Annotated in this window: 15 protein-coding genes; 4 read left to right on the top strand and 11 right to left on the bottom strand. The window is 70.6% G+C overall.

What is annotated here, in order from left to right:
- Nucleotides 1-6 precede the first annotated feature (6 nt).
- From OG841_RS13830 to rimP, 3 genes are all read right to left on the bottom strand, one after another.
- Nucleotides 7-288 (bottom strand): YlxR family protein, encoded by a 282-nt coding sequence (locus OG841_RS13830; RefSeq protein WP_328641203.1) that lies wholly within the window; start codon nucleotides 286-288, stop codon nucleotides 7-9.
- Between the two features lie 129 nt (nucleotides 289-417).
- Nucleotides 418-1,404, bottom strand: a complete 987-nt coding sequence (gene nusA, locus OG841_RS13835) for a transcription termination factor NusA (protein WP_057616701.1) — start codon at nucleotides 1,402-1,404, stop codon at nucleotides 418-420.
- A gap of 2 nt (nucleotides 1,405-1,406) precedes the next feature.
- On the bottom strand, nucleotides 1,407-1,919 hold the full coding sequence (rimP, locus tag OG841_RS13840) for a ribosome maturation factor RimP (RefSeq protein ID WP_328641202.1): 513 nt from the start codon (nucleotides 1,917-1,919) through the stop codon (nucleotides 1,407-1,409).
- A gap of 175 nt (nucleotides 1,920-2,094) precedes the next feature.
- Here rimP and OG841_RS13845 point away from each other — a divergent pair, with 175 nt between their 5' ends.
- Genes OG841_RS13845 through OG841_RS13855 form a run of 3 tightly spaced genes read left to right on the top strand, consistent with a single transcriptional unit; the run spans nucleotide 2,095 to nucleotide 4,017 of the window.
- Complete coding sequence (locus OG841_RS13845) at nucleotides 2,095-2,616, top strand: hypothetical protein (protein WP_365122029.1); 522 nt, start codon at nucleotides 2,095-2,097, stop codon at nucleotides 2,614-2,616.
- The gene (locus OG841_RS13850; protein WP_365122026.1) at nucleotides 2,613-3,098 is read left to right on the top strand and encodes a ferritin-like domain-containing protein; all 486 of its coding nucleotides are present in this window, start codon (nucleotides 2,613-2,615) and stop codon (nucleotides 3,096-3,098) included. Before OG841_RS13845 ends, OG841_RS13850 begins: the two co-directional genes overlap by 4 nt.
- Before the next feature lie 28 nt (nucleotides 3,099-3,126).
- Complete coding sequence (locus OG841_RS13855) at nucleotides 3,127-4,017, top strand: aminoglycoside phosphotransferase family protein (RefSeq protein ID WP_328641199.1); 891 nt, start codon at nucleotides 3,127-3,129, stop codon at nucleotides 4,015-4,017.
- Between the two features lie 42 nt (nucleotides 4,018-4,059).
- Here OG841_RS13855 and OG841_RS13860 read toward each other — a convergent pair whose 3' ends face one another.
- The 3 genes from OG841_RS13860 to OG841_RS13870 form a co-directional block, all read right to left on the bottom strand.
- A complete protein-coding gene (locus OG841_RS13860; protein ID WP_365122023.1) occupies nucleotides 4,060-5,763 on the bottom strand; it encodes a proline--tRNA ligase in 1,704 nt (567 codons plus the stop codon).
- A gap of 74 nt (nucleotides 5,764-5,837) precedes the next feature.
- A complete protein-coding gene (locus OG841_RS13865) occupies nucleotides 5,838-6,368 on the bottom strand; it encodes a GNAT family N-acetyltransferase (protein WP_328641197.1) in 531 nt (176 codons plus the stop codon).
- 49 nt (nucleotides 6,369-6,417) lie between these two features.
- The gene (locus OG841_RS13870) at nucleotides 6,418-7,266 is read right to left on the bottom strand and encodes a GNAT family N-acetyltransferase (protein WP_328641196.1); all 849 of its coding nucleotides are present in this window, start codon (nucleotides 7,264-7,266) and stop codon (nucleotides 6,418-6,420) included.
- Between the two features lie 125 nt (nucleotides 7,267-7,391).
- Here OG841_RS13870 and OG841_RS13875 point away from each other — a divergent pair, with 125 nt between their 5' ends.
- Nucleotides 7,392-8,129: a GNAT family N-acetyltransferase gene (locus OG841_RS13875; RefSeq protein ID WP_328641195.1), complete on the top strand. Its 738-nt coding sequence runs from the start codon at nucleotides 7,392-7,394 to the stop codon at nucleotides 8,127-8,129.
- A 10-nt stretch (nucleotides 8,130-8,139) separates the two neighbouring features.
- Here OG841_RS13875 and ispG read toward each other — a convergent pair whose 3' ends face one another.
- From ispG to OG841_RS13900, 5 genes are all read right to left on the bottom strand, one after another.
- Nucleotides 8,140-9,297 (bottom strand): flavodoxin-dependent (E)-4-hydroxy-3-methylbut-2-enyl-diphosphate synthase, encoded by a 1,158-nt coding sequence (gene ispG, locus OG841_RS13880; RefSeq protein ID WP_057616679.1) that lies wholly within the window; start codon nucleotides 9,295-9,297, stop codon nucleotides 8,140-8,142.
- A gap of 420 nt (nucleotides 9,298-9,717) precedes the next feature.
- Nucleotides 9,718-10,014, bottom strand: coding sequence for a recombinase family protein (locus OG841_RS13885; RefSeq protein WP_328641193.1), 297 nt, complete (start codon nucleotides 10,012-10,014; stop codon nucleotides 9,718-9,720).
- A gap of 134 nt (nucleotides 10,015-10,148) precedes the next feature.
- On the bottom strand, nucleotides 10,149-11,441 hold the full coding sequence (locus OG841_RS13890) for a M50 family metallopeptidase (protein ID WP_328643670.1): 1,293 nt from the start codon (nucleotides 11,439-11,441) through the stop codon (nucleotides 10,149-10,151).
- A gap of 8 nt (nucleotides 11,442-11,449) precedes the next feature.
- Nucleotides 11,450-12,883 carry a 1-deoxy-D-xylulose-5-phosphate reductoisomerase gene (gene dxr / locus OG841_RS13895; RefSeq protein WP_328641192.1) on the bottom strand — a complete coding sequence of 478 codons (1,434 nt, stop codon included), beginning with the start codon at nucleotides 12,881-12,883 and terminating at the stop codon, nucleotides 11,450-11,452.
- A 77-nt stretch (nucleotides 12,884-12,960) separates the two neighbouring features.
- The gene (locus OG841_RS13900; RefSeq protein ID WP_328641191.1) at nucleotides 12,961-14,892 is read right to left on the bottom strand and encodes an acyl-CoA dehydrogenase family protein; all 1,932 of its coding nucleotides are present in this window, start codon (nucleotides 14,890-14,892) and stop codon (nucleotides 12,961-12,963) included.
- Nucleotides 14,893-16,296 lie beyond the last annotated feature (1,404 nt).

Here is a 16,296-nt window from a genome sequence, read left to right on the forward strand (position 1 = left end):
GCCTGCTCAGCAACTGTCTGTCTGCTCGACGTACTGGCGCAACGCCTTTATGTCGAGCGCTCCCGGGGCGCGCAGCGCCCGCGTGAACGCCCGGCGGCGTACCGCCTGGTCGAGACAGACCAGGGCGGGGTGTACGTACGCACCCCGGCCGGGCAGCGTACCGCGAGGATCAGGGACGCATGCGTCCTCGATCGCCACGATGCGCAGCAGATCGGTCTTGGCCGTTCGCTGCCTGCAACCCACACAGGTGCGTTCAGGGCATGCTCGGGCGGGCGTCCGGCCAGACACTCTTAAGTCTACCTCCCCGTACCGACCTCACCCCTTGGGGGCAGCGATCGAACGGTTGTTGTCGTGATCTAAGCCACCTGCGGCTTGGATCTATTCCCCAGCGCCGTTCACCGGCGCCATCCGCCGGCGCTACTCGCCGGCCTGCTCGGTGTCCGGCCGGATGTCGATCCGCCAGCCGGTGAGCCGGGCGGCGAGCCGGGCGTTCTGCCCCTCCTTGCCGATGGCGAGGGAGAGTTGGTAGTCGGGGACGGTCACCCGCGCGGAGCGGGCGGCCATGTCCACGACCTCGACCTTGGACACCCGGGCCGGCGACAGCGCGTTGGCGACCATCTCGGCCGGGTCGTCCGACCAGTCGACGATGTCGATCTTCTCACCGTTCAGCTCACCCATGACATTGCGCACACGTCCGCCCATCGGGCCGATGCAGGCGCCCTTGGCGTTCAGGCCCGATCGGGTGGACCGTACGGCGATCTTGGTGCGGTGACCGGCCTCGCGGGCGATCGCGGCGATCTCGACGGACCCGTCGGCGATCTCCGGCACCTCCAGGGCGAAGAGCTTCTTCACCAGATTGGGGTGCGTGCGCGACAGGGTGACGGACGGACCACGCACACCCCTCGCCACTCGTACGACGTACGACCGCAGCCGCATCCCGTGCGGATACGTCTCACCGGGGACCTGCTCCTGCACCGGCAGGATGGCCTCCAGCTTGCCGATGTCGACGAGCACGTTCTTCGGGTCGCGGCCCTGCTGGACCACGCCCATGACGATGTCGCCCTCGCGCCCCGCGTACTCGCCGAGCGTCGCGTCGTCCTCGGCGTCGCGCAGCCGCTGCAGGATGACCTGCTTGGCGGTGGTGGCGGCGATACGGCCGAAGCCGGACGGGGTGTCGTCGAACTCGCGGGCCTCCTGCCCCTCCTCCAGATCCTCGGGATCCTCCTTCGCCCACACGGTCACATGGCCGCTCTCGCGGTTGAGCTCCACGCGCGCGTGACGGCGGCTTCCCTCGGTGCGGTGGTAGGCGATGAGGAGGGCCGACTCGATCGCCTCGACCAACAGGTCGAAGGAGATCTCCTTCTCCCGTACCAAGCCCCGCAGGGCACTCATGTCGATGTCCACGGCTACGCCTCCTCTTCCTGCTCGTTTTCGTTCTTGCTGTCCTTGCGGCTGAACTCGACCTGCACGCGTGCCTTCTCGAAGTCGGAGAAGGCGAGTCTGCGGGCGGTGGCCTTGCGGCCCTTGACGCCGGGCACTTCGAGGTCGAGGCCTTCGTCGTCGACCTTCAGGATCCTGGCGACCAGCTCGCCGCCCTCGGTCAGCTGGAACTTCACCAGCCGGTCCACGGCGCGCACGTAGTGACGGTGCTCCTTGAGGAGGCGCTCCGCGCCCGGGGTGCCGACCTCGAGGGTGTACTCCCCCGCGCCCATCGCGTCGCTCTCGTCGAGCTTCGCCGAGAGCGCACGGCTCACATCGGCGATCTGGTCCAGGTCGGCACCGGTGTCCGAGTCGACGACGACGCGCAGCACTCGCTTTCGTCCTACGGAGTCCACTGCGATCTCTTCGAGATCCAGGCCCTGGGAGGTGACGAGCGGTTCCAGGAGCTCTCGCAGCCTCTCGCTCTGGGTCGTGCTCATCCGGGTGACTCCTCGGCCGCGTGTGCTGTTGTGGGTAGGTCGCGTGTCTGGTCAAAGGGTATCCGGTCGCAGGGGGTGTTGCCGTCCAGGTGACCTCGGATGCGCGGGTACCGTGATCGCCAGCGGGGTGACCTCCCGCCCATGTGTTCGTACGAGCTTCCCGAGGACGTCTGTCGTGCCGTACCCCCCTCCGCCGCACGTCCCCTCGGGGCCGCGCAGAAGATCCCTGCTCGCCTCGGTCGCCGGGGGCGCCCTGCTGGTCGGCTGCTCCGACGGGACCGGGAGCAGCGAGGAGGGCACCGCCGGCAGTCCGTCCGTCGTCGAGCGGGCACGCGTGCGTGCGGCTCGGGACAGCCGGGGGATCGTCGAGCGGTACGACGCCGTCCTCGCCGCCCATCCGGCGCTGGCGCAGCGGGTGGGGCCGTTGCGGGCGGAAGCGGCGCGGCATGTGGAGGCGTTCGGGGAGACGGTCGCGAAGTCCTCGCCCACCGCGTCGCAGGCCTCGCCCGCACCGTCGGTCACGGTCCCCGCGACCGAGAAGGACGCCCTCGCCCAGCTCGCCGCCGCCGAACGGGCGCTCGCCGACCGGCGGGCCAAGGCGCTGCTGGACGTACCGGGCGAGCTGGCCCGGCTGCTGGCCTCCGTGGCGGCGGCCGGTGCGGCGCACGCCTATCTGCTGATGGAGGGGATCCGGTGAGCGACGGGAACGACAAGGAGCTGGAGGCCTTTCAGAAGGCGCTGGCCGCCGAGCACGCGGCCGTGTACGGCTACGGCGTCGTCGGCGGCCGGATCGCTGAGGCTCGGCGAACGGAGGCCAAGGCCGCCTATGACGCACACCGGGCCCGGCGGGACGGGCTGGTGCGCCAGGTGCGGAACATGGGCGGAAAGCCGGTGGCCGCGGCCGCGGCGTACGCGCTGCCCTTCCCGGTGCCGGACTCGGCCGCGGCGGTACGGCTCGCCGCCGACCTGGAGGAGCGGGTGGCCGGGGTGTACTCCGACCTGGTGCGGGCAACCGAGGGCGGGCGGCGGAGCACGGCCGCCGAGGCGCTGCGGGAGGCCGCGGTGCGGGCGGTGCGCTGGCGCGGCGAGAGCGTAGCCTTCCCTGGGCTCGCCGAGCGGGCGGTCACGCTGTCGTCGTCGGCCTATGGCCCGGCTTCTTCGTCGGCTCCCAGGGCGTAACGCGGTACAGGAAGGAAACGACTCGGGCATGGCTTTCGAACCACCGCAGCGGCTGGTGCGGGCGCTCGGCGAGAGCGCGCCGGACGGTGACGACTGGGTGGAGAGGCTGCCCGAGACCGCTGAACAGGCTGTCGCGCTGCGCGAGTTGACCGTGGAGCGGGTCCAGGTGCCCGGGGGGCGCAGCAGCCTCGTGGTGCTCGTGCGACACGCTGACGGAACCCCGGCCGTGCTCAAGCTGGCCCCGGCCCGGGCCCGGCCGGAGAGCGAGCGGGCGGCGCTCGCGCACTGGGACGGGCGGGGGGCCGTACAGCTGCTGGAGCCCTTTGTCGCCGAGGGGGTACTGCTGCTCGAGCGGCTGCATCCGGATGTGTCCGTGCGGTCCCTGCCGGAGGCGAAAGCGCTGCTCGAGGCTGCTGGGGCGCTGCGGCGGCTGTGGGTGGAGCCGCCGGGCGACCATGTCTTCGAGACGGTGGCCGAGCGGACCGGGCGGCAGGCCGCGGTCATGCGGGGGGCTTCCGCGGAGGTGGCGGGGCTGGTGAACGCGGCCCTCGATGCGCGCGAGTCGTTGCTGGCCGCGCCGCCGGAGGAGCGGTTGCTGCACGGCACGTTCCGGCAGAGCAAGGTGCTGTCCGGTGTGCGGTCGCCCTGGCTCGCCGTCGGGCCTGATCCCGTCGTCGGGGAGTGTGCGTTCGATCTGGCCCGGCTGGTGCGGGACCGGGTGGAGGACCTGATCGCCTCGCCGTCGGGGGCGGCGACGACCCGCCGGCGGATCAAGCGGCTCGCGGAGTCCCTCGAGGTGGATCAGGAGCGGTTGCGGGGGTGGACGTTGTTCCGGGCCGTGGAGTCGGGGGTCCGGGCGCTACGGGTGGGACGGCCGAAGGATGCCGAGTTGCTGCTGGAGTTCGCCGCGTGGCTCTGAGACCGTAGGGCGGCGGCCGCCGGTGCGACCGCCGCCGTGCGCTCAAGCGGTCAGGCGCGCGATCGCCTCGTCCACCGTCAGCTCCTCGCGCTCACCGCTGCGGCGGTCCTTGAGTTCCAGGACACCCTCGGCGGAGCGGCGGCCCGCGACCAGGATCTTCGGTACGCCGATGAGTTCGGAATCGGTGAACTTCACACCCGGGGAGACCCCCGCGCGGTCGTCGACGAGAACCCTGAGGCCCGCCTCGCGCAGCTTCTCGGAGACGTCGAGGGCCAGTTCGATCTGGAGGGCCTTGCCTGCGGCGACGACGTGCACGTCGGCGGGGGCGACCTCGGCGGGCCAGCACAGGCCCTTGTCGTCGGCGGACTGCTCGGCGAGGGCGGCGACCGCGCGGGAGACGCCGATGCCGTAGGAGCCCATGGTCACGCGGACCGGCTTGCCGTTCTGGCCGAGGACGTCGAGCTTGAGGGCGTCGGCGTACTTGCGGCCGAGCTGGAAGATGTGGCCGATCTCGATGGCGCGGTCCAGCTTGAGGCCGGTGCCGCACTTCGGGCACGGGTCGCCCTCCTGGACGACCACGACGTCGACATACTCGTCGACCTCGAAGTCACGACCGGCGACGACGTTCTTCGCGTGCGTGTGCTCCTTGTTGGCGCCGGTGATCCAGGCGGTGCCGGGGGCCACGCGCGGGTCGGCGATGTACTTCACCTTCTCGCCCAGGCCCTGCGGACCGACGTAGCCGCGCACAAGGTCGGGACGGCCGACGAAGTCCTCGGCGCTCACCAGCTCCACGGCGGCGGGCGCGAAGTGTGCCTCCACCTTGCCCATGTCGACCTCGCGGTCGCCGGGGACGCCGACGGCCACGATCTCGCCGTCGACCTTCACGAGGAGGTTCTTGAGGGTGTCGGAGGCCTCGACGCCGAGGTGGGCGGCGAGGGTCTCGATGGTCGGGGTGTCGGGGGTGGGGATCTCCTCGAGGGCGGCGACGCCGACCGCGTCCACCGGCTTCAACTCGTACGTGATCGCCTCGGTGTTGGCCGCGAAATCACAGTTCGGGCAGTCCGCGAAGGTGTCCTCGCCGGCCTCGGCGGGGGCGAGGAACTCCTCCGACTTGGAGCCGCCCATCGCGCCGGCGGTGGCGGCGCAGATGCGGTAGTCGAGGCCCAGACGCTCGAAGACCTTCTGGTAGGCCTGGCGGTGCAGGGCGTAGGACTGGGCCAGGCCCTCGTCCTCGGTGTCGAAGGAGTACGAGTCCTTCATCAGGAACTCGCGGCCGCGCAGGATGCCGGCCCGGGGGCGGGCCTCGTCACGGTACTTGTGCTGGATCTGGTAGAGGATGACCGGCAGGTCCTTGTAGGAGGACGCCTGGTCCTTCACGATCAGCGTGAAGATCTCCTCGTGGGTCGGCCCGAGGAGGTAGTCGCCGCCCTTGCGGTCCTGAAGGCGGAACAGCTCGGGGCCGTACTCGTCCCAGCGGCCGGTCGCCTCGTACGGCTCCCGCGGCAGGATCGCGGGGAGCAGCACCTCCTGGGCACCGATCGCGTCCATCTCCTCACGGACGATCCGCTCGACGTTGGCCAGCACCTTCTTGCCGAGCGGCAGCCAGCTCCAGATGCCGGCCGCGGTCCGGCGAACGTACCCGGCACGCACGAGCAGCTTGTGGCTGAGGACCTCGGCGTCCGCCGGGTCGTCGCGCAGCGTCTTCGCCATCAACTGGGACATGCGCTGGACCGGTGCGTTCGCCATGGTTCTCGTACTCCTGCCGGATAAGGGTGATGGCTAGGAGGTTAGCCGGGCGGGCTGTGCCCGCGGAAATCGGTTCAGCGGCGGCGCAGGGGCAAGGGGGCGCCCATCACGGCGTACGGCTTCGGGGCGCTCGGGAAGAGGACCTGGCGGGCGAGGTCCTGGTAGCCGAGGGAGTGGTAAAGGCCGCGGGCCGGGCTGTCGGTGTCGATCGCGGAGAGGATCGAGCGGGGCTCCGCGGCGCTGTCGGTGATCGCGGTGATCAGGGTGCGGCCGATGCCGCGGTTCTGGTGGTGGGGGTGGACATGGAGCTCGGTGATCACGAACGAGCCGTCGAGCCAGATGTCGTGGTGCTGCGCGCGGAGGTAGGGCTCCACGACGGTGGACCACCAGTGGGTGCGGTCGTTGGGCATGCCGTACACGAATCCGACGAGATGCCCTCCGACGGTCGCGCCGAGGGCCCTCGCACCGGGATAGGTCATGTGGCGGAGCACGATCTGGCGGCGGACCGCTACCTCGTCGGCGCCGAGGCCGAATGCGACGGCCTGTACTGCCAGGGCCTCGTCCACGTGGGCGGACAGGTCCAGGGGGCCGATGACGAGGTCCATGCGGGCAGCGTACAGGGGGGTTTCCGTTGTGTGCCGGGGGCGGGTCGGCTCAGAAGAGGATGCTCATGAACGCGCCGATCTCCTGGAAGCCCACCCTCGCGTACGTCCGCCTCGCCGGGGTGTTGAAGTCGTTGACGTACAGGCTCACCACCGGGGCCACGTCCGCCAGGGCGTACCGCAGTACCGCCGCCATCCCCGGGGCCGCCACTCCCCTGCCCCGGTACTCAGGGGCCACCCACACGCCCTGGATCTGGCAGGCCCGGTCCGTCGCGGCGCCGATCTCCGCCTTGAAGACGACCTTGCCGTGTTCGTCGAGGCGGGCGAAGGAGCGGCCGGAACCGACCAGTTCGGCGACGCGGGCCTGGTAGAGGAGGCCGCCGTCGCCGGCCAGCGGGGAGACGCCGACCTCTTCCGTGAACATCGCCACGCACGCCGGCATGATCGTTTCCATCTCGTCCTTCCGGATGCGGCGGACGTACGGATCCGGGGCGATGTCGGCGGGCATGCGGTCGGTGACCATGAGGGGCTGCTGGGCACGGATCTCCCGCGCCGGGCCCCAGCTGGGTTCCAGCAGGCGCCAGAGCTGGGCGGTGGGTTCGACGGGACCGACGATGGACGAGCAGCGGCGGCCGGAACGCCGGGCGCGGTCGGCGAAGGCACGAACGGCTCGAGGGGTCGCGCAGATCGGCACCAGGTTGGCGCCGGCGTAGCAGAGGGACGTGAGCATGCCGTCCTCGTACCAGCCCCACATCTCGCCGCCGAGCCGCCACGGGTCGAGGCCTGCGACCTGCACCCTCGACGTCACGAAGGCGTTCGCGACCGGATCGCGGTCGAGCACGGCGAGCGCGGCATCCAGGTCGCTCGGTTCGAGGACCCGGGAGGTCGTCTGGGTCAACACGGGCGGGGCCTCACACTGGGGTCTGCTGATCTCCGCACTGTACCTGCGGAAGCTGAGCCGTGCCGCCCCCGGTTCGGGGGCCGTTCGTTGCTGACACAGCCGGACCGCGCTGATAGGAACGTCGGATGATCTCGACCCCTGTGCGATCCGACGCCCGGACATGGCCCGACGAGCAGCTCGCGGAGTTGTTCGGCGAGGGCTTCCCCTCGTTCATCACCGCCGACCGGCTGGTGAAGGAGTACATCGGCCGGGTGCGGGAGTTCTTCGCGGGGCTGGATCTGATGCTGCTGGACGCGGACGGGGTTCCCGTCGCCGCCGGGTGGGGGGTGCCGCTGCGGTGGGACGGCCGGGCCGACGCGCTGCCCTCGGGGTACACGGACGCGCTGGTGCGGGCCGTCGAGGGTCATGAGCAGGGCGTCGAACCCGACACCCTGGTGATCTGCGGGGCGATCGTCACCCCGTCGCTCAAGGGGCAGGGACTCGCGGGGCGGATGCTCACCGCCCTGCGGGAGGCCGGACAGGATGCGGGGCTGGCGCGAGTCGTCGCGCCCGTGCGGCCCACGACCAAGGCCCGCTATCCGCTGACGCCCATCGAGTCGTTCCTGCGCTGGCGGCGGGAGGACGGGACCGCCCTCGATCCCTGGATCCGGACCCACGAACGGCTCGGCGCCCGGATCCTCGCCCCGGCCCCCGTCTCACAGACGATGACCGGCACGGTCGCCGAGTGGGAGGGCTGGACGGACCTCGCCCTCCCCGAGTCCGGCGACTACGTCATCCCGGACGGGCTGAGTGTGCTGCGGGTCGACCGGGACGCCGACGCCGGCCTCTATCAGGAGCCGAACGTCTGGATGCGACACCGGTGAGCCACGGATGTCAGCCCGCGACGGACACCGACGGCTCGCCGGAGGCGATGCCCTCCGCCTCCATCTGCTCGGCGATCTTCATCGCCTCTTCGATGAGGGTCTCCACGATCTTCGACTCGGGGACGGTCTTGATGACCTCGCCCTTGACGAAGATCTGGCCCTTGCCGTTGCCGGAGGCGACGCCGAGGTCGGCCTCGCGGGCCTCGCCGGGGCCGTTCACCACGCAGCCCATGACCGCGACGCGGAGCGGGACCTCCATGCCGGTCAGACCCGCGGTGACCTCTTCGGCCAGCTTGTAGACGTCGACCTGGGCGCGACCGCAGGACGGGCAGGAGACGATCTCCAGGCCGCGCTGCTTGAGGTTCAGGGACTCCAGGATCTGGTTGCCGACCTTGACCTCCTCGACCGGCGGGGCACTCAGCGACACCCGGATGGTGTCGCCGATGCCCTGGGAGAGCAGCGCGCCGAAGGCCACGGCCGACTTGATCGTGCCCTGGAAGGCGGGGCCCGCCTCGGTCACGCCGAGGTGCAGCGGGTAGTCGCACTGGGCGGCGAGCTGGCGGTACGCCTCGACCATCACGACCGGGTCGTTGTGCTTGACCGAGATCTTGATGTCCCGGAAGTCGTGCTCCTCGAAGAGGGAGGCCTCCCACAGGGCGGACTCGGCCAGCGCCTCGGGGGTCGCCTTGCCGTACTTCTGGAGCAGCCGGCGGTCCAGCGAACCCGCGTTGACGCCGATCCGGATCGGCGTGCCGTGGTCCTTCGCGGCCCGCGCGATCTCCTTGACCTTGTCGTCGAACTGCTTGATGTTGCCGGGATTGACGCGTACGGCCGCACAGCCGGCCTCGATCGCCGCGAAGACGTACTTGGGCTGGAAGTGGATGTCCGCGATCACCGGGATCTGCGACTTGCGCGCGATGGTCGCGAGGGCGTCGGCGTCGTCCTGGGTCGGGCAGGCCACACGCACGATCTGGCAGCCGGACGCCGTGAGCTCGGCGATCTGCTGGAGCGTCGCGCCGATGTCCGAGGTGCGGGTGGTCGTCATCGACTGGACGGAGACCGGGGCGTCGCCGCCCACAGCCACCGTGCCGACCTGGATCTGCCGGCTCTTCCGGCGCTCGGCGAGCCTGGTCGGAACGGACGGCATGCCGAGAGAAATCGCAGTCATCTGCTGTGCAACCCCAAGTCGTGGATCAAGGTCCAGGTCCCGTCAGCGCCGGGCTCCGGACTTCGAGATTACGGCACGAGCCCCGGCACCAGCACATCCCGGCCCGCAAACCCACTCAATGGAAGACGGCCCGGCACAGAGCGTGCCGGGCCGCCTCGAACGCCGTATGGCTAGGAGATTCTCACCGGGTTAACCACGCGGGCACCCAGCGAGATACTGGGCTGTGGCTCAGCGACGGGCCCGGAGCTGATGGACAGTGCCGGAGCGGTTCCGTGGCTCAGCACAGGAGTGCTCCCTCCCTCCTCACCGAGGATCTCCACGATCTTCGCCCACACACCGTCCGCCAACCAGGTTCGCTGCCGGAGCCGGACTTTCCCGGGGTCGCCGAGTCCCGGTTCCCCCAATGCCTGGTCGCAGCACTCAGCTTGACACGAGTACGACGTCGAACAGGCCTGCGGCGATTTCCGCGAGCAGCTCATTCAGTGCAGGCCTCGAAGTCGTCGAGCCTGATTCGCCGAGGTCTTCCCAGGATCCCGCGAGTCGCCACGCCGAGCGCTTCTCCACGAACGTTCGAGTGGCGTCGGCCTGAGCCGGAATTCCGTACCTTCTCTCCTGCTCCGCTGTCGAGACCCGCATGTACGCGGCGACGGCGAGCGCCTCGGATCCTTCGAGACTGGCCAGACCCCAGGGTGTTGGCGCACCGCTGGGGTCATCCATGAACAGCAAGAACGTACGAAGTCCGCACCTGCTCCGTACGAATAAGCCTCGCCTTTCACCCGTGTGAGCTACACGAGCGAAAGGCGAGGCGCTATCACGGCGCTATCACCACGGTGATAGAAAATGACCGATTCTCAGCTGAGTTTGACCGGATTAACTACATCCGCGATCAAAACGAGGACCGTAAAGCAGATAAAGATCCCCGCCACCACATAAGCCACCGGCATCAGCTTCGCCACGTCGAACGGGCCCGGGTCCGGGCGCTTCAGGACCTTCGCCAGGTTGCGGCGCAGGGACTCCCACAGGGCGCCCGCGATGTGGCCGCCGTCCAGGGGCAGCAGCGGGAGCATGTTGAAGAGGAACAGGGAGAGGTTGAAGCCCGCGACCAGCATGAGCGCCATGGCGAGTTGCTGGGTCGGGGGGATGTCGAGCGTGAAGATCTCGCCGCCCACCCTCGCCGCGCCGACCACGCCCATCGGGGAGTCCGGCTCGCGCGGGGCGTCGCCGAAGGCCGCGTTCCACAGGGCCGGGATCTTGCCGGGCAGGGCGGCCAGGGAGTCGACGGCCTCGCCGACGCGGTCGCCCATCCAGACCACGGAGTCGCCGAAGTCCTGCTTGACGATGCCGGTGGCCGCGCTGAAGCCGAGGAAGCCGGCGGTGACGTACTCGCCCTGGACGTACTGCCCGCTGGAGTCCTTCTTGGCGACCTGGTTGCTCGCGATCTTCGCGGTGAGGGTGACGTCCTTGCCGTCCCGCTCGACGACGATCGGGACCGTCTTGTCGGGGTTGGCGCGGATGAGGTCGGAGAGCTTGTTCCAGTCGTCCGTCCTCACGCCGTCGAACGAGAGGATCTTGTCGCCCGCCTTGAGGCCGGCCGCCGCGGCCGGGGAGGCGGGGTCGGAGGCCTTGCAGGTCTGGCGGTTCTGGCTCTGGGAGATCACGCACTTGGAGACGGAGCTGACCGTGTTGGTCTGCTGGGAGATGCCGAAGCCCATGAGCACCGTGAGGAACAGCGCCACCGCGAGGATCAGGTTCGCGAAGGGGCCGGCGAACATCACGATGACGCGTTTCCAGGGCTTACGGGTGTAGAAGAGGCGTTTCTCGTCGCCGGGCTGGAGCTCCTCGAAGGCGGCCGAGCGGGCGTCCTCGATCATGCCGCGCCACGGGGAGGTGGAGCGGGCGCTGATACGGCCGTCGTCGCCGGGCGGGAACATGCCGATCATGCGGATGTAGCCGCCGAAGGGGACGGCCTTGATGCCGTACTCCGTCTCGCCCTTCTTGCGCGAGAAGACGGTCGGTCCGAAGCCGACCATGTACTGCGGCACGCGGATGCCGAAGAGCTTGGCGAAGGACAGATGCCCCAGCTCGTGCCACGCGATCGACACCAGAAGGCCGAAGGCGAAGAGCCCTATGCCGAGGATGAACATCAGGGTCGTCATGCACGGGCCTCCGCCGTCTGTGCCGTCAGTTCCCGGGCCCGGGTCCGCGCCCAGGTCTCCGCTTCGAGGACGTCCGCGACGGTGAGCGAGGTTCCCCCGCGCGGGGTGCCGTGCTCGTCCACCACCCGGGTCACGGTCTCCATGATCCCGTTGAACGGCAGTGCGCCGGCCCGGAAGGCCTCGACGCACTCCTCGTTGGCGGCATTGAACACCGCCGGGGCCGTGCCCGCGAGCTGTCCCACGTGTCGCGCGAGGTTCACCGAGGGGAACGCCTCGTTGTCGAGCGGGAAGAACTCCCAGCTCGACGCCTTGCTCCAGTCGAAGGCGGGCGCCGCGTCGGGGACGCGCTCGGGCCAGCCCAGGCCGATGGCGATCGGCCCGCGCATGTCGGGGGGCGTCGCCTGCGCGATCGTGGATCCGTCCGTGAACTCAACCATCGAGTGGACATACGACTGGGGATGCACGACCACCTCAATGCGGTCGAAGGGAATGTCGTAGAGGAGGTGTGCCTCGATGACCTCCAGCCCCTTGTTGACGAGGGTCGCGGAGTTGATCGTGATGACCGGGCCCATGGCCCAGGTGGGGTGGGCGAGGGCGTCCGCGACGCTCACCTGAGCGAGGTCGGCCTTCGTACGGCCGCGGAAGGGGCCGCCGGACGCGGTGACGACGAGCTTGCGTACGTCGGCCCTCGTCCCGGAGGCCAGGGCCTGGAAGAGGGCCGCGTGCTCGGAGTCGACCGGGATGATCTGCCCGGGCTTGGCGAGGGCCTTCACCAGCGGGCCGCCCACGATGAGCGACTCCTTGTTGGCGAGCGCGAGGGTGCGGCCCGCCTCCAGGGCGGCGAGGGTCGGGGCGAGGCCGATGGATCCGGTGATGCCGTTGAGGACGGTGTGCGCGTCGGAGGCGGCGAGCTGTGTGGCCGCCTCCGGGCCGGCGAGGATCTCGGGGAGCGGCTCGCCCGTGCCGTAGAGACCGCTGAGCGCCTCGCGCAGCTGCGGTACGACGTCCTCGCGGGCGACGGCGACGGTTCGCGCCTTCAGCCGGTGCGCCTGCTCGGCGAGGAGCGCGACCCGGCCGCCGTTGGCGGAGAGCCCGGTCACCCGGAACCGGTCGGGGTTGCGCAGCACGAGGTCGATGGCCTGGGTGCCGATGGAGCCCGTGGAGCCGAGGATCACCACGTCCTTGGGACCGTCGCCCGGGAGGGGGTCGTAGACCAGGTGCGGGTCGGCGAGGGCGCGGGCCGGAAGCCCCGTCGTCCGCCCGGAGGGCGGGCTCTGCGGCGTCAGGTGCGTGCTCTCGCCGTGCCGGGCGTCGGCCCTCGTACTGGATGTACCTGGGTCGGCGCCCGGCACGGCGGGAGTGGGTGCATGGCGTCGCGGGGCGGACGGGGCTTCCGGCCCGTGCCCTCGGGGGGCTGGACTGTCGCTCATCCCTCCATTGTGGCCGTAAAGAGGGTGTGTGAGGACAGCGCGTCCCCTTCTCGGGTTGCGGGAGGGGGATCGTCCTGTCACCGGATGGGCCGGTGCATGTTCTCCTTCTCCGAAGGGCCGGGGGTGGCGTCCGCGATCCAGACGCCCTCGCCCGAGGGGTCGACGATGCCGTCCTCCAGCCAGGAGTAGGTGCCGGACATGACTCCCTTGACGACCTTGCGGTCCTGGTCGTCGGTGTTGTTCCACAGGCGGCCGAAGAGTTCCTCGACGCGCAGGCGGGACTGGTGGCAGAAGGCGTCGGCGAGTTGGTAGGCCTCACGGCCGTGGGATTCGGTGGTGTAGAGGAGTTCGGCGCGTACGCAGGCCGCGCTCATCGCGAAGAGTTCGGCGCCGATGTCGACGACGCGGCCGAGGAAGCCCTGCTTGGTCTCCATCCGGCCCTGCCAGCGGGACATGGCGTAGAAGGTGGAGCGGGCGAGTTTGCGGGCCGTTCGTTCGACGTAGCGCAGGTGTACCGAGAGGTCTACTTCGCGCTTGAACTCGGCGTAGGAGGTGGGGAGTTGGCCCGGTCCCGCTACCAGCTTCGGGAGCCATTTGGCGTAGAAGACGCCCGCGTTCGCGCCCGCCTTCGCCTTGTCGCCGAGGGACTTCTCCGGGTCGATGAGGTCGCCCGCGACCGAGAGGTGGGCGTCGACGGCCTCGCGGGCGATCAGCAGGTGCATGATCTCCGTGGAGCCCTCGAAGATGCGGTTGATGCGCAGGTCGCGCAGGACCTGTTCGGCGGGGACGGCCTTCTCGCCGCGGGCCCTGAGGGAATCGGCGGTCTCGAAGCCCCGGCCGCCGCGGATCTGGACCAGTTCGTCGGCGATGAGCCAGGCCATCTCGGAGGCGTAGAGCTTGGCGAGGGCTCCCTCGATACGGATGTCGTTGCGGTTCTCGTCGGCCATCTGACTCGAGAGGTCGAGCACGGCCTCCAGGGCGAAGGTCGTCGCCGCGATGAAGGAGATCTTGGAGCCGACGGCCTCGTGGTGGGCGATCGGTTTGCCCCACTGTTCGCGGGCCGCGGACCACTCGCGGGCGATCTTCAGACACCACTTGCCGGCGGCCACGCAGGAGGCGGGCAGCGAGAGGCGCCCGGTGTTCAGGGTGGTCAGGGCGATCTTCAGGCCCGTGCCCTCGGGGCCGATGCGGTTGGCCGCGGGCACCCGGACCTGGTGGAAGCGGGTGACGCCGTTCTCGATGCCGCGCAGGCCCATGAAGGCGTTGCGGTTCTCGACGGTGATGCCGGGTGAGGCGGTCTCCACGACGAAGGCGGTGATGCCGCCCTTGTGGCCCTCGGACTTGGGGACGCGGGCCATCACGACGAGCAGGTCGGCCACCACGCCGTTGGTGGTCCACAGTTTCACTCCGTCGAGGATGTAGTCGTCCCCGTCGGGCACCGCGCTGGTCGCGAGGCGTGCCGGGTCGGAGCCGACGTCCGGTTCGGTGAGGAGGAAGGCGCTGATGTCGGTGCGGGCACACCGGGGCAGGAACCGCTCCTTCTGCTCCTGCGTGCCGAAGAGCTTCAGCGGCTGGGGCACGCCGATCGACTGGTGGGCCGACAGCAGCACGCCGATCGCGGGGCTCGCGGAGCCCGCGAGGGCCAGCGCCTTGTTGTAGTACACCTGGGTGAGGCCGAGGCCGCCGTACTTGGTGTCGATCTTCATGCCGAAGGCGCCGAGTTCCTTGAGCCCGTCCACGACGTCGTCGGGGATCCGGGCCTCGCGTTCGATGAGGGCGCCGTCCACCTTGGTCTCGCAGAAGTCGCGGAGCTTGGCCAGGAAGTCCTCGCCGCGCTGGGCGTCCTCCTCGGGGGGCATCGGGTGGGGGTGGATGAGGTCGAGCCGGAAACGACCGAGGAACAGTTCCTTGGCGAAGCTGGGCTTGCGCCAGTCCTGTTCCCGGGCGGCCTCCGCCACCTCGCGGGCCTCGCGCTCGGTGACGACGGGCTTGGTGGACGGTGCGGACATCAGGCTCACCTCGTCGTGAATCGGGATCTTGGGGGCCGTATGGTTACCGACGGGTGCTACCCGATCGTATGTACCCGATCCAGGGCGAGGCCACCACCCTTCGTGCGGCCGTTCGGCCGATGTCGACGGAAAACGACTTGGTGTCCAGTCGGCTGGTGCCTTGGTGGACCTCGGTGCCGCAGACGCAGCTGTCGTCGCTCAGGGGCTTCCGCCGGACGAGTGGCGGGGTGAAGTCATCGACGCCGAGGGCGGCCTAGGTGGTGCTGTCCGGGCGGACGAAGGAGCAGCCGCTCCGGCCGATGCCCTCTCCGTGCGACGTCCCATCCGTGCGACGTCCCATCCGTGCGACGTCCCATCCGTGACCGCGCGCGGGGGAAGGTTGCCGCCGGGCCGGGGCGGGCCTGGAGGCGGTCGCCGCGCGGGCCGGGCGGGCTGCGGGGTCGGATGAGGAACTGAAAGCCGACCGGCTCGCTGCGACGACCTGAAGGGGCCCCGAGGGAGGCCGGGGCCGGGTGGCCCTGCGGGCTCCGGGGGCCGGAGATCCGGGCATGCCCCGGGCGGCCGAGCGGGCCTGGAGGCGGTCGCCGCGCAGGAGGTGCGGGCTGCGGGGTCGGATGAGGAACTGGACGCCGAGCGACTCGCTGGCGACAGCCTCAGGGGGCCAGGGGTCGGGGTGGCCGTGCGGGCTCCGGGGCGCCGGAGATCCGGGCTTGCCCCAGGGGCCCGAGCGGGCCTGAGGGCGGTCACCGCGCAGACGGGCGGGCTGCGGGGTCGGCGAGGAACTGGACGCCGAGCGACTCGCTGGCGACAGCCTCAGGGGGCGGGGCCCTGGTGGCCCTGCGGGCTCCAGGAGGGCCGGAGATCCGGGCATGCCCCGGGCGGCCGGGCGGGCCTGGAGGCGGTCGCCGCGCAGGACGGGCGGGCTGCGGGGTCGGTGAAGGACTGGACGTCGGCCGGATCGCTGCGACGGCCGGGGCCCGGACGGCCGCGGGGGCCGAACGGCGCAGCTGGTGCAGGGGGCGCCGGGAGTCCGCACGGCCCTGCGGGCGCAGGAGGGCCGGAGGTCCAGGCGGCTCCGCGAGTGCGCGGGACGACGGCCTCGGTGTCCTCGAGGTGGGCGGTGCCGCCGTGGATGGTCGCGCGTCCGGGTGGCCCGAGGTCGGGGTGGGCGGGGTGCTGCTCGCCCGGCAGCATCGTCACCTGCCGGGCGAGCAGCACTCCGCCCCAGGTGTACCGTGCTCATCCCGCTCTCACCGGCCCCCCCCCACCGGACGGGTTCTCGCGTCTCCGTTCCATGGCCCCCCGAGGCCGGTCGTGGTAGGCAAGAGGCCGTACCCCGTCGCGGGCGTGAACGGGCAGGCCGGAGCGGGTTCGCCGGTGTCGGGGCCTGCTTCGCGCGCCGCT

This window comes from Streptomyces canus (assembly GCF_041435015.1).
Taxonomy (GTDB): Bacteria; Actinomycetota; Actinomycetes; order Streptomycetales; family Streptomycetaceae; genus Streptomyces; species Streptomyces canus_G.